The sequence below is a fragment of the Verrucomicrobiota bacterium genome, from assembly GCA_016871495.1.
Classification (GTDB): domain Bacteria; phylum Verrucomicrobiota; class Verrucomicrobiia; order Limisphaerales; family VHDF01; genus VHDF01.
In genome coordinates this window covers 16,720-30,465 of record VHDF01000055.1, presented here as the reverse complement: position 1 = coordinate 30,465, position 13,746 = coordinate 16,720, and the positions used below count along the sequence as shown (strand labels likewise).

Sequence of the window (13,746 nt, the reverse complement as noted above, 5' to 3'; positions counted from 1 at the left end):
CAGGAGTATTACCGATTCTACGCCCTCTTCAACCAAACCGAGGACAACGACCAACCCGACGAGCGCCCCACGTTGCCCCTGTATGACGCCGAGACCAAGCGCCGGTTGCAGGAATTCCATGGTGAAATCGCGAAATGGGAAGTTCGTCTTGCCCAGGATACACCCGGGTTTTTGGACGAATTCCGGAACTGGGTGGCGTCGCGGGCGCAGGGAGAACAATGGGAGACGATCGAGCCTTCAGCCTTAACCTCCGAAAAGGGCACCGTCTTGGCCAGACTCTCCGACGGTTCCAATCTGGCCACCAACGTGGCGGCCACGCGGGAGACTTATTTCGTGAAAACCCGGCTCACGTCCGCCGGTGTGACGGGCGTGCGGTTGGAAGCATTGCCTCACGACGAACTGCCCGAGAAAGGACCCGGCCATGCCGGGGGCAATTTCGTGCTCAACGAATTTTCCGCGTCGTTCACGCCCGATGAAGCCAAGCCCGTGATCGCGCGCACGGTCCGGATCGAGCTTCCAGGCGCCAACCGCATGCTGTCCCTCGCCGAAGTTCAAGTGTGGAGCCAAGGGACCAACGCTGCGTTGAAGGCTGCAACAAAGCAGTCCTCGACCGACTACGCGGGTCCGCCGGAGTTGGCGGTGGACGGCAACACGGACGGCCATTACGACCGCGCGAAGTCGACGACGCATACCCGTGCGGAAAAGGATCCTTGGTGGGAAGTGGATTTGGGCCGGAACGTCACCGTCGAGAAAGTGACGGTGTGGAACCGGACGGACAACAACCTCGCCAACCGGTTGGATGGCGCGCGCTTGGTCGCCTTGGACGAGCGGCGCGCCGAGGTTTTTTCGACGGTCATGACCCGCGCGCCCGCGACCCAGGAAACGTTCGCTTTGGATGGATCGCGAGCGCTCAAATTTGTGGCTGCCAGCGCGGATTATCACCAGTCCGAGTATCACGTTGAGAAGGCCATCGACGGTTCCAGCGCGCAGAAATCCGGATGGGCGGTGGGGGGTGAATTGGGGCGCCCGCATCAAGCGGTGTTCGAACTTTCTGGCGCGGTGGGTCCGGGCACTGTGACCTTCAAGCTTGAGCATTCCTTTGGCGATCGCCAGGCCTTGGGACGGTTTCGACTCGCGGTGACGCGGGATCAAACACCGCTTCGCGTCCTGCCCCGCACCCTTGCGGAGTCGTTCGCGGACGGTCCCGCCTATCGCAATGGCGGGCTTGGGTCGGTTCCCCTCAAGGAGTGGTTTCGCAAACACGCCAAGTCCACGGCAGAGGTGAATGAAGAGATCCAGGGTTTGAAGAAGAAAATCGCCGGCTTGAAATCGATCCCGGTTCCCGTGATGCGCGAACTGGCGTCGGAGAAAAAGCGGTCAACCCGATTCTTGAACAAGGGAAGTTTCTTGAGTCCGGGCGAGACTGTGGAAGCAGGGATTCCCGCCGCCTTTGGAGCCTGGCCGGAGGGCGCGCCCTTGAATCGCCTGGGGGTCGTGGATTGGTTGTTTAGTCCGGACAATCCGCTGACCGCCCGGGTGGCGGTGAATCGTTATTGGGCGCAGTTGTTCGGTGCGGGGTTGGTGGAAACGGAGGAGGACTTTGGCACCCAAGGGCAACTGCCCAGTCACCCCGAGTTGCTGGACTGGCTCGCGGTGATGTTTGGTTCGCCAAGAGGCGGTTCGAATGCCTCCGCTGATTTGGCATTGGGTTGGGACATGAAAGCGTTGCTGAAGTTCATCGTGACCAGTGCCACCTATCAGCAGAGTTCGCAGATTTCCGCCGAGGCGCTTGCGCGTGATCCCAAGAACCGCTTGTTGTCGCGCTATCCCCGCCGCCGACTCGATGCCGAAATGGTGCGAGACCAAGCCTTGGCCGCGAGCGGGCTACTCGCCTCGAAAGTGGGCGGTCCAAGCGTGTTTCCGCCGCAACCCGATGGCTTGTGGAAGGCGGCGTTCAACGGCGAGCGCACCTATCCCACCAGCCAGGGGACCGATCGCTATCGACGCGGGCTTTACACGGTTTGGCGGCGCACGGTGCCTTACCCGAGCATGGCCACCTTTGACGCGCCAAGCCGGGAAACCTGCACGCTGCGGCGCCTGCCGACCAACACCCCCCTTCAAGCGTTCGTCACGTTGAATGACCCCGTCTATGTCGAGTCCGCTCAGGCTCTCGCGCGGAGGATTGTTCGGGAAGGTGGGAAGGATACGGGCGCGCGTGTCCGATTCGGGCTTTCGCTGGTTCTTTCGCGGGTTCCCACGAACGAGCAGGAACGGGCGCTGGTCCGGTTGTTCGAATCGGAGCGCGCGCATTATCGGGAGCGCGCCGAGGATGCGCGGCGCCTCGCGTCCGAGCCGCTCGGGGCGTTGCCGGACGGATGGGATCCCGCGGAGGCCGCGGCCTGGACGGTGGTGGCGAATGTGTTGCTGAATCTGGACGGTGTGTTGAGCAAAGGTTGAGGTGATGACATGGACTGGAACTTTCGATGGCAGCGGGCGAGGGCGATGTCGAGGCGTCAGTTTTTCGCGTCCGGCGGGGTGAGTCTGGGCGGTCTGGCCTTGAGCCAGTTGATGGCCGCAGAGCAGGCGGGCTCAATCATCGAGCCGGATCCACTGCGTCCGATGGCGCCGCGACGGCCTCCCGCGCCCGCCAAAGCGCGCGCGGTGATTTATCTGCACATGAGCGGCGCGCCTCCTGGACTCGACTTGTTCGATTACAAGAGTGAGTTGAAGAAGCTGCACATGCAGCCGTGTCCCGACTCCCTGTTGAAGAATCAGCGCTTTGCCTTCATCAAGGGGGTGCCGAGGATGTTGGGTTCACCCTACGATTTCAGCCAGCACGGCCAGTCCGGGGGATGGTTCAGCTCGACCATTCCGGAAATGGCCGGCGTGGCGGATGATCTCTGTGTCATTCGATCCATGTGGACCGATCAATTCAATCACGCGCCCGCCGAGCTCTTTCTTTACACGGGCAATATGCGGGCGGGGAATCCGAGCCTGGGTTCCTGGATTACCTATGGACTCGGTTCGTTCAATCAGGATTTGCCCGGCTTTGTGGTGTTATTGAGTGGCGGCACGGATCCCACCGGAGGAAAGAGCAATTGGAGCTCGGGATTTTTGCCCGGTGTTTACCAGGGTGTGCAGTGCCGCACGACAGGGGAGCCGATTCTTTATGCCAACGATCCGAAGGGCATGAGCCGCGATTCGCGCCGGCGCAGTCTCGACGCGTTGCGCGCGCTGAACGAGATCGAGGCGAAAACGTTTGGCGACCCGGAAACCCTGACGCGGATCGAGCAATACGAGCTGGCGTTCCGCATGCAGGCGTCCGTTCCGGAAACGTTCGATATCGCGAAGGAACCCAAGGAGGTTTTGGATCTCTACGGCGCCAAGCCCGGGGAGGGATCGTTCGCCAACAATTGCCTGCTGGCGCGGCGATTGGTGGAGCGCGGAGTGCGATACGTCCAGCTTTTCGATTGGGGCTGGGACATTCACGGCACCGGCGAGGGAGACGACCTGATGAAGGCCTTTCCTCGAAAATGCAAGGACGTCGATCGCGCGAGCGCCGCGTTGATCAAAGATTTGAAACAGCGCGGGCTTCTGGACGAGGTGGTGGTGGTCTGGGGCGGTGAATTTGGGCGCACCCCGATGAACGAAGCTCGCAACGGATCGACTTTCCTTGGGCGGGATCATCATCCTCATTGCTTCAGCATCTGGATGGCTGGGGGTGGCATCAAGCCTGGCCAGGCGTATGGCAACACCGACGAGTTCGGTTATTTTGTGGCGGAGAACAAAGTCACGGTGCGCGATTTGCAAACCACGATGCTGCATTTGCTGGGCATCGACGCGCACCGATTCAGCTATCGCTATCAGGGATTGAACCAGAAACTGATCGGCCCGACCGGAGAAGGCGAGCTCGTCAAAGGCATTCTGACCTAGTCCGCCTCTTCCCCACGCGGTTGGACCGGGAGCGAATCAAGATCGAGTCGTCGCCCTGCGGGCTCACCCGTATCGAAGTTTCCGGGCTAGCGGATGGGGATCATGGGCACGGTCGCCTGGATGCGGCGCAGATCACGATCCGTGTTTCGCACGCCTCGAATGCCTTGCACCCAGCCCTCGACCCGGGCTGCGGAGTGGGTGGTGGTTTCGAGCCATTTCCAGAGTTCGGCGTGGCCGTCCGCAAAACTCAACACACCCGCGTTGCCATGGCGCAGCGCTGGATGGTCCACCCAATTCCAAGTGCCCGGTTGCGTGATGACGAAGCGGGCGTTCTCGATGCTGCCCTCATGTTCGTCGATGAAGACGCAAGCCTTGGCGGGGCCGGGTTGGCGGATTTCCGAAAGCTTATGCCAGCAGGATGTGTCTTGCGGATCGGGGTTGTCGTTCATGTAGTTGCTCATGGACACACTGCGCACGCGCGGGATCCTGCCTTCGTCTCGGACCGTGGAGCGATCGGAGGGGCATTTGTAAACTTTGGCTGAGCGATGGTAGGGATACAGCACCCCGCGTTCGATGTTGAGCGCGCTGGGGTCGGTAAACGCGTTGCCGGTGATCCAGGTTTGGCCCGTGGCCACCCAGCCTTCGCGGCCCCCGCTGCTCGACGTGGCGTTGGGTGGCAGGTGATCCTGATGATCATCCACGTACATGAGCCAGCACAACTGCAGTTGCCGGTAATTGTTCAGACAAGCGATCTGTTGTGCCTTGACCTTCGAGCGTCCAAGGGCGGGCAGGAGCATGGACGACAGGACCGCGATGATCGCGATGACCACGAGCAATTCGATGAGGGTGAATCCAGGCGGATGATGCCCCGGCTTGTCGATTGTTCGGGTCACACGAGGATTGGTGTTATACCTGCTTTGACATGTTTTCCGAACCGTGAAAGGCAATAGCCTGATAGTGCTCCAGGGGCAAATCAAGACTCCGCCCCTCTCCGCAGAGAACTTTTCCCACAACGTTCTCTCTGCGTCCTTCGCGGCCTCTGCGCGAGGAAAAGCAAAAGGCCTCGCACCCAACTCGCAACGAAGCGCAATGGAAAGCAGCGTGATCTCGGGATAGGATTCGAGATCTCTGTCGCCAAAGCACTTCTTCCTCTCCCTGCGAAGCATGAGCGGGGAGAGGACCGAGGAGGTAGGCTGAGAATTCCCCTCTCTCCGTCAATTCGAAGCAACCTCAACTCGTGCCTCGCGGGGCGAGAGAGAAAACGGTGTGTTGCCCGTGTTGTGCGAACGCCCTGTCAATGAATCACATTCTGCTCGTTCACGCCGGGAGGGCGGCTCTCACGGAGGCATAGAGACACGGAGAGAGAGCATCCTAACTCGGATCATTCATACTGAGCTTGAATCCGCGACGGTGTGCCGCGTGAGGGCACGCGGCCTACAATCGCGCCTGCCTCTGTGTTTGTGCCCGGTGTCCTCACCGAGCGTCCCGTGCATGAAATAGGCGGGCTCAGCCCTTTTCACTCACGAGGTCACCGGTTCGAGCACGCTTCACCATCTTCCTGGCCGCGTGGCTCGGTGAGCTCAAAGCCGCGTGATTGCTGGTCATGGCCGCGATCGTCCTTTGAGAAGTCGGGGGCAGATTTATCAGATTTTGACCTTGGCCAGATAGATGGAAGTTTTGCCTTCGTGAGAGGAGTAGTAGCTGATCCACAGCAGGTTTTCGTGCCAAACCAATCCGGGGTAGCTGGTGTCACCCCCACTCGGCAGGGCGAGCAACTCGGTGAGCTTGCCGGTATCGCGGTCAAGCTGGCAGACCGATGTTCGAACCTTGTTGTCGTAGAGCCGAACCACGCCGATCAAGCGTTCATCGGGGAGCTGAATGAGGGCGGGCCCGCCGATCTTGGCGCCGACCTCCTTCCACTTCCAATCTCGATAAGGGGGGCGGGCCACACCGAGCAGGCCTTGTCCAGGCTTGCCATCCCGGCGAAGCAGGCAGACGGCCATTTGATCCTTGAGGAAGACCATGCCGTGTTCGTTGGGGTATTGTTCGGTGAGAAGGGCCGGATCGAGAAGATCGAACTTCTTGCCGTCCAGTGTGCGGTAAAGGCGGATGAAGCCTTCGCGCAGGGTGTCGTAACCGATGCTTAAGGCTTGATGCCGGCCCCACGTGACCCGCCAGAGCCAGACGTTGGTTTCGCCCACGGGATGCGGGGGGCTCCAGGAACGTCCATCCGTCGAGAACCAGGTGAAGTTCTCGTGAGCCGCGGGTTTGTTTGAACCTGCCGGACCGTGAACCGCGCCGGCCGCGATCACCATGAGTTCCCCGGACGGCGTCACGTTCAACTTCGGGTCGCGCAGATCGGCTCTCGCTGAAGTAAAGCGGTGGGCCGAGGTCCAGGTTTGTCCGTCTGGAGAGGAAAGCAGTTGGACCGCGCCGTCGGGGGAGACGTGGCCTTGTCCTTCCCGGAAGACGCACCACCAGCGATCCTTCCAGCGAGCCAGATCCGTGAACGCATTATGCGGGGCGGCATTCCAGATGCGTCTGCTTTCGATGATCTCCGCGGCGCGAGGTTCCAGTGCGAGAAAGCCCAGCAGGAGAAGCGCGATGCCGGCGGCGCATTCGTGGGAGACGAGGCGGTTTTGCGTCCCTGGTTGAAGATGACCGGCGCGCGTCTGGGAAGAGAGGGGGAGGAGAGGATGTCTCATGTTCCGATGGAGGTTGGCGGGAGGGGAATCAGGCTTCAGCGAGGGACTTCATTTTGTCCAGGCCGGTGCGTGCCACCTCGAGAGGGTCTTGCTGCCAGAGGACTTCGTTGAAGAGTTCCAGCGAGAGCCATCCTTGGTAGCCGGTTTGGCGGAGCCCGCGGAGATAGCGGGGCAGGTCGAGGTGGCCTTCGCCGGGCATGACGCGGTCGCGGTCGTGCTGCTTCTCACGCGAGGGGGTGGAAGGAGTGTCATTGAAATGCGACACCGCGATCTGTTCGGCGCGAAGTTTGAGAATGGAGTCCATGCTGCCTCCACCACGATAGATGTGGAAGGGATCCAGGATGGTGGTGCCTTGCGGATCACCGGCAAGGTCGAGCACGGAGAGAGCCTCCTCGATGGTGTTGAGTTGACCAACGAAGCCGAGGAACTCCATGGAAGGGCGGACTCCGATCTGGCGTCCGAGGGAGAGCAGTTCGGCGTAGCGGGATGCGCCGAGCCGATAGTCGGCACGATCGGGGGGAGGGCTCGCGATGATGAACTCGGCGCCCAGCGTGGCAGCGTGTTCCATGCGTCGGCGGCAATGTTCAAGGGCGGCGGGGTAGGTGGCCGGAGTGGCCTCAAACCATCCGCCGAGGTAGATGGTGGTGGGAACGCGGAGGCCGGATTCGTCGAGTTGGCGGCGCAGGTCGGACAGGGTGGATCCGACCGCGAGGGCGGCCTCAATTTCGTCGTGCCAAAGTTCGATGCCGGCATAGCCGGCACGGGCCGCAATTTCAATTTTCCGGGTGAGCGGGGTGGGGCGAATCGTGCTGGCGTTGAGGGCGTAGCGCATGGGAGGGAGAACAGGGACGGAGTCTCAGGGAACGGATGGGAAAATTCAACGACGGGATGAGACGGTGTTTGAACCTAAACGGAGCAGTTGCCCTTGCCGAATCTGCGCAAGGTCTTGGCGATAAAGCCGCTCTGCCCAACTCGACGTCTCACCTCATCGGATACGCCTCGTCGTGCATCGCGGCTTTCTCGCTCAAGCCTTTGCGCACCTTCGACACGCTCAACTGCTCCGCTTAGGTTGAATCGATTTTGAGCAAAGGTTTGATTTTTGAATATTCGAATTCCAAGCTCTGCCCGCCATGACGCAGCCACTTGCGATCGTCTGTTACGAAATCCTCATGCCCGGGAGCCAGTTGGTGAACCGGTTGCACGATCTGGGGTATCGCGTCAAGGCGTTGACCAGCGCGGCGCAACTGGCGGCGGAAGCAGCGACTGCGCGTCCCATTGTGGTGCTGGCCGATCTGCGCTCGGAAAAGTGCGACGTCTGTGCCCAGATCGCGGCCCTGCGCAAGAACAAGGACACCGCTCATATTCCCGTCATCGCCTTTGCCGACACCAAGACCTCCACGCTTCATGCCTCGGCTCGTGACGCGGGCGCGACGCTGGTGGCAAGTGCCAGCGGGGTGATGGCGCAACTCCCGCAATTGCTGGAGCAGGCGCTCGAAGTTCCCTAAGCTGCTTTTTCCGCTCCAGTGCCCAAAGGCAAGTTCTCCCTGATCCTATGTCCATTCCCATCGTCAAACTTTCCCGTGGCATTCACGTCATGCACCAGTTTTACCGGATCGACCGGTTGCGGTGGTCCGCGTTGTCCGAGTCCGCTCGCGGTGAGGCGCTGGCCTGTCTCCAAGCGGTGAGGGCACGATACGCCGCCGCTTCGCATCCAAGGATCTGCACCTACGCAAACGTGGGAGGGAAAGCGGATCTTGCCTTTATCGCCTACGCGTCCGAGTTGGCCGGGGTGGGGGAGATTCACCGCGCGTTCGAGGCTGCGTTTCCGGTGGGCACCCTGGCGCCCGTCTACAGCTATCTCAGCGTGACGGAGCTTCCTGAGTACGTGACCACGGAAGAGGACATGAAGAACACGCTGGTCCACGCGGAGAAGTTGGAACCGGGAGGCGAGGCCTTTGAAAAACGGATGGCGGAGATGCGGGCGCGCCAGGCGGAGTACGAGCATTATCGGTTGTATCCGGAGCTGCCGGACTGGGAGGTGATGGCTTTTTACCCCATGAACAAGCGCCGCCAGGGCGGGGACAACTGGTATGCGTTGGATTTTGCGGCCCGCAAGAAACTCATGGCCGGGCATGCCCGGGTCGGGCGCAAGTTCTCCGGCCGCATCACCCAGTTGATCACGGGTTCGACGGGCATCGACGATTGGGAATGGGGCGTTACCCTGGTGGCGCATCAGACCGATGCGCTCAAGGAGATCGTTTATGAGATGCGCTTTGACGAAGTGAGCGCGCGCTACGGCGAATTCGGGCCTTTCTACGTGAATTTGCGCCTGGATCCCGGCGATTTGTGGGTTCACTTGGGACTTTAAGGAACCGTGCAACAATGACTTCCGGTTTTCTCGCTTGTTCTTTTGACCTGGAGCGTCGTTGCACTTCGGTCACAGGCCCATGGCCAGGGCACACTCCCTCAGTGCGTCTTGCTCCAGGTCAAAATCCCGGCGCGGGAAAATCGGAATTAGTTTTTGCATGGTTCCTAGGACAACCGCGTTGAAATCAGCCTGAGCGTTGGCTTAGGCTTCGGACGGATGTGTTATCAAGTCGTACCGCGGTCATGGAAGGAACAGTCATGAAATGTTCGAGGTGGAATCGCTGGGTTCGTGAGACTCGGCCATGGTTTTGCGCGGGGATCGCGTGGGGGCTTTCGATGGCTTCCCCAGGAGTCGCCTCGATCGCGCCCGCGGTGACGAACACGATGACCTTGAAACAGGTCGTGGATCGGATGCTGGTTCGGAATGAAAGCATCCAGATCAAGCAGATCGAAGCCGAAGTGAGCCGGAAAGGCGAAGCGGCGGAACGTTCGGTGTATGAGCCGCGCTTCGTGACGTCGGTCGATCACTTGGACAGCCGGCGCCAGAACAATGCCCAACAGCAGAGCAGCCTGCTCTCGATTCCCAGTTTTTCGGAGCGCAACAGCACTTACAACGCGGGCATCGAATTTCTCATCCCCACCGGAGCGAAACTCAATACGGGAGCGACCCTGCGCGATTTGCGCAACAACCTGCAATCTCTGCGCACCCTGGGGCGTGAGTACGAGGCTTTCGTCGGCGCCAGCGTCAGCCAGCCGTTGTTGAAAAACTTTGGCCCGGTGGCCACCGGATCCCGCATCCGGCTGGCCGCGTTGATCTCCGACCTCGCGTTTCAGGAATACCGCCGTCAATTCATGACGGTGGTGGGACGAACGGAGTCCGCGTATTGGGATTTGTATTTGACCCAGGAACAGGAGCGCCTGACGGCGGAATCCATTGGCGTGGCGTCAGCCATCCTGGAAGACAACAAGCATCGGGCGCAACTTGGGCAATCCTCGGAGATCGAGGTGTTGAAGGCGGAGGCGGGCGTGCGGTTGCGCGAGGCGCGCCACAAGGAAGCGCGCGTGCGCCGGGTGCAAGCCTCGGGTCAGTTGGCCATTTTGATCTCGGAGCCCAGTGTGGAAACGAACGTGGTGATTCTGGCCTCGGACCGTCCTGAACCGATCTTGCAGCCCTTGACTTATTACGAGAGCTATCAACAGGCCTTCGATTTGAATCCGGATTACATTGCGCGACGCAAACAGGCGCAGCAGGAGAAGGTGCGGCTGGCTTATGCCAAAAACCAGAGATTGCCGCAGTTGGATTTAAAGGCGAGTTACGGGCTCAACGGACTCGATTCCACCGCGGGTGGCGCCTGGGACACCGTGACCGAGAAGGGCTTTCCGGCGTGGTCGGTCGGGATGGAGTTGCGGATTCCCTTGCTCGGCGGCCTGCGCGAGAAGAGCGAGGTTGAAGCGGCCCGTCTCAATCAGAAGAAGGCATTGCTGGCCATCCGCGAGGTGGAGTCCCAGATCACCTCGGCGCTGGAAACGGCGTTGTTGAGGGTGAAGTTGCAAGCCGAGAATATCACGAATTACGGCGCGGCCGTGGATTTCCACGAGAGGCTGCTGAAAGATCAGCGGGAGCGATTGCAAATGGGCCGTGTGGACACGCGGTCCGTGTTGGAAGTCGAGGAGAAGCTGTTCGAGGCCAAGTTGGCTGTGCTCGACAGCATGGTGCAGCACCGGAAAGGGATGTTGGACCTGGAGCTGGTCAGCGGCTCGATCTTGCAGACGCGTTCATTGGATTTGACGAAGACAGAGTTGCACACCCGGACCGAGCAGGCCATGCGGGGGGAAATGTGGAGTCAGTCCTCGCTGGAACGTTACGCCCGCGAGGTGGAGCGGGGCGATTATCGAGGCGATGCGAGCCCCGCTTCGTTGCCGCAGCGCCAGTGGATCGAGCAGTTGCGCCGGAAACCTTCGCCGCCTTCCGCGCCTTCGCGACCTGAATGAGAAGGATAGAACGAAGAACGAGGAATATCCTTTATGGATCTGGTGAGTGATTCGGAATGCCTTGTTGGCAGGACCTGCGAAGATTCTTGAAGGGCCACTGCCGTTTTTAGGATCACTCATTTCTTCATCGGACCGATGTAGCGGCTGGCCACGACTACGTCATCGAACCAGACGGACTGGCTGTCTTTCCAGTACTGCTTGGTGGGGTCGCCCTCGTCGTAGCTGTAATGTTCGAGCCAGAAGCAATTCACCTTTAAATCCAGGTCATGGCGCCAGCGGAGCCCGGTGAATTCGCCGATCAACTTTCCATCCACCCACATGGCCTGCTTGCCATCGGCTTTGTCCGGCGCCGTGTTCGCCTGAATCATGAATTCCCAGCACTGCCATTCGTTCAGTTTCGGAATGAAGCGCGCTTCACCGGCGGCCTGGCCCTTGCCCGGTCCGGGCGGGAAGAAGTTGTTGCCCCAGTATTTGTCCATCTTCCGGTCCGGCTCCATGTCTAGGTAGTAGGAGTAGAGATTCACTTCGCCCGGCGGCGGATTCTTCCCCCAGGCGAACCAGGGTTCCATGCCGGTCGAGTAGTACGTGCCATTGGGCTTGAGACCGGCCTTGCCGAAGGCGGACCATTTGTTCGTGCGCTGATTGGCTCCGAGCCAGACGAAGTGATGGTTGTATTGGTAATCGGGCGAGAATTTCACGTAGAGGCGCGCGTAGACTGCGTCCGCGCCGGGCATGAACCACTTAATGGCGTCGCCGCCATGATTCTTGCCTCGCTCCATGGGCATGTGGACGCACCAACGGCCTGCGTTTGGCCGGGTTTCGGTCATGACGACGCGTCCGCGTTGCTGGTCCCATTTTGTCATGGCGCCCGATTCAAAATTGTCGGCGAACAACACGTCGGGGTCATGCTCGATGCCGGCATCGCCCACATACTTCGAGGCAAGGCCGGGCGTGGATGGGTCCGGCCTCGGCGAGGCAGGCTGAAGCTTGGCCAACCGCTCCTCCGACCGGCGATCGATCCACGTCGCGGGATACTCCTGGCGCAGGCGCTGAAAGGCCGAAATCGCCTCATGAACCTTGCCGCTCCCGGCAAGACTGCTGGCTTGCTTGAACTCTTCTTCGCCCACCGTCAGCGCGCGTGCCATGATGCGTCCGGCTTCCTGTTGTGTGATCTCGATCGGCACTTTGGCGAGCACAGGTGGGCTGGCCTCGGTCAGGATGCGAAAGGCATCCGGGTTCCGCTCGCGGAACAGCCGGGCGCGCATGTCGCGCTGCCAGTTCAGCGCGTCGCCGCCCGTGCGCTGCCCCCCCGGACCTCGATATCCGCGATGGCCAGACTGTCCGGGCCCTCGGCCGTGGCGACAATTTTGCCCTGGGGCGAAATGATCATGGCCCCGCTGCCGCGTTGCGCGACGACCAGCCAGATGAAATTCTCCGCCGCTCGCACCCGCAACGCCTGCACTCCGATGTCATCGCTGCCAATGGCCGCGCCGCCCATGGTCGGGAAGAAGATGATGTCGGCCCCGGCCAAAGCGACGCAGCGTGCGGTTTCCGGAACCACGAGGTCGTAACAGATCAGCATCGAGGCCGTGCCCAGGTCCTTCGTCGGAAATACTGGGAACGAATTTCCCCGCCGGCGCGCGCCCGCCTCTCCCCACGTTGGACACACTTTGTGATAGCGCCCCAACTCTTTGCCGTCGCGACCCAGCAGAAAGGCGGTGTTGTAAATGCCTCCATCGCTTTCCGTAAAGTCGCTGCACACGACCAGATACATGCTGTGGCGGGCGGCGGCGGTTCCAAGGCGTTGAATCACCCGGTCCACCGCCTTCGGCAGTAATGCCTTCGCCTCCGTCTCGTTCGATCCGACCCAGTTCAGCAAGCCGGGGGTGTCTTCGGGGAGGACCAGCGCGTCACACTTCGCCTCGCCGGCGCGATGGATGATCCGTTCAAGTTCGTCGAGGTTCTTGTCCACCTCGGCCAGTGCCCTTTCAGGCGGGAGACGAAAGTCGATGACGCGCCGTGCCGCCTGCGCGGCGGCGATTCTGACGGTGTTGGTGGAATCGGCCGCGTGAAGCGCCGCGGCCTGGAAGGTGAGCCACAGGATTGCCAGTTGGCCAAGGCGTCTTCGGGTTTCCATGAGAGTCGCATCATGGGCCAATGAGCCTGGCGCGACAATCGGAGAATTGGGAATGCTTTGATCGACCATGCATCCCGGAGTTGGCGGTAGCTGAGTCGTCGTAACGCAGCCAGCCCTGTATTCTTCAACTGATGATAAGCGCGAGGTGGGTCAACGGAGAGCTTCCTTTTCGAGAGTCGGCAGAGAGGACTCAGCCCCCGCCTCGACGACCATGGCGGAGGGGGCGAGTAGGTATTTGCCCAAATCCGCGGATACGGGAGTCATTTGCCCACGAATCACTCGAATCATACCGATCATACGGATGAAAACAGGCTTTCGGTTGCTTCGATGAGAATCAGGATTATCGACCGTCCGTGTGGAGCTCCAGGACAGAAAGTAATTCTCCATCCGTCCGCAGGACAATATTGAAGAGTCCCGCTTCTGGGCCCGCCCCGAGGACTTTCGGAAGCACCGGCCGCGCAGGCTGTCTTGAGTGGAAGCTTGCCGCCCGTTGGCACGAGTCATACGTTGTTGAGGCATGCACTCCACGGCTGAAGCAAGTCCTCTCTTGCCGATGGCGGATCCAGGGGTCTTCGCATTGCCTTTACACTCCCATTCATCGCGCATCATGAA

General features: G+C 60.7%; 10 protein-coding genes. 5 read left to right on the top strand and 5 right to left on the bottom strand.

Features of this window, described 5'->3' with window-relative positions; translation table 11 throughout:
* Window positions 1-2,457 (top strand): DUF1553 domain-containing protein (locus FJ404_12720; GenBank protein ID MBM3823728.1); only part of this gene is annotated, 2,457 nt, incomplete at its 5' end.
* A 9-nt stretch (window positions 2,458-2,466) separates the two neighbouring features.
* Window positions 2,467-3,933: a DUF1501 domain-containing protein gene (locus FJ404_12715; protein MBM3823727.1), complete on the top strand. Its 1,467-nt coding sequence runs from the start codon at window positions 2,467-2,469 to the stop codon at window positions 3,931-3,933.
* A gap of 86 nt (window positions 3,934-4,019) precedes the next feature.
* Here the strand turns inward: FJ404_12715 and FJ404_12710 are convergent, their stop codons facing one another.
* The 3 genes from FJ404_12710 to FJ404_12700 all read right to left on the bottom strand — a co-directional run bounded on the left by FJ404_12710 (window position 4,020) and on the right by FJ404_12700 (window position 7,470).
* A complete protein-coding gene (locus tag FJ404_12710) occupies window positions 4,020-5,099 on the bottom strand; it encodes a type II secretion system protein (protein ID MBM3823726.1) in 1,080 nt (359 codons plus the stop codon).
* A 477-nt stretch (window positions 5,100-5,576) separates the two neighbouring features.
* Window positions 5,577-6,485, bottom strand: a complete 909-nt coding sequence (locus FJ404_12705; GenBank protein ID MBM3823725.1) for an exo-alpha-sialidase — start codon at window positions 6,483-6,485, stop codon at window positions 5,577-5,579.
* Between the two features lie 181 nt (window positions 6,486-6,666).
* Window positions 6,667-7,470 carry a sugar phosphate isomerase/epimerase gene (locus FJ404_12700; GenBank protein MBM3823724.1) on the bottom strand — a complete coding sequence of 268 codons (804 nt, stop codon included), beginning with the start codon at window positions 7,468-7,470 and terminating at the stop codon, window positions 6,667-6,669.
* A gap of 298 nt (window positions 7,471-7,768) precedes the next feature.
* On the opposite strand from FJ404_12700, the gene FJ404_12695 reads away from it, so the two are divergent.
* The 3 genes from FJ404_12695 (at window position 7,769) to FJ404_12685 (ending at window position 10,997) form a co-directional block, all read left to right on the top strand.
* Window positions 7,769-8,143: a hypothetical protein gene (locus FJ404_12695; GenBank protein MBM3823723.1), complete on the top strand. Its 375-nt coding sequence runs from the start codon at window positions 7,769-7,771 to the stop codon at window positions 8,141-8,143.
* 47 nt (window positions 8,144-8,190) lie between these two features.
* Window positions 8,191-9,006: a heme-dependent peroxidase gene (locus FJ404_12690; GenBank protein ID MBM3823722.1), complete on the top strand. Its 816-nt coding sequence runs from the start codon at window positions 8,191-8,193 to the stop codon at window positions 9,004-9,006.
* Between the two features lie 242 nt (window positions 9,007-9,248).
* Window positions 9,249-10,997 (top strand): TolC family protein, encoded by a 1,749-nt coding sequence (locus tag FJ404_12685; protein MBM3823721.1) that lies wholly within the window; start codon window positions 9,249-9,251, stop codon window positions 10,995-10,997.
* 116 nt (window positions 10,998-11,113) lie between these two features.
* Here FJ404_12685 and FJ404_12680 read toward each other — a convergent pair whose 3' ends face one another.
* Both FJ404_12680 and FJ404_12675 read right to left on the bottom strand, forming a co-directional pair.
* Window positions 11,114-12,262, bottom strand: a complete 1,149-nt coding sequence (locus FJ404_12680; protein MBM3823720.1) for a hypothetical protein — start codon at window positions 12,260-12,262, stop codon at window positions 11,114-11,116.
* 14 nt (window positions 12,263-12,276) lie between these two features.
* On the bottom strand, window positions 12,277-13,203 hold the full coding sequence (locus FJ404_12675) for a carbon-nitrogen hydrolase family protein (GenBank protein MBM3823719.1): 927 nt from the start codon (window positions 13,201-13,203) through the stop codon (window positions 12,277-12,279).
* Between the last annotated feature and the right edge of the window lie 543 nt (window positions 13,204-13,746).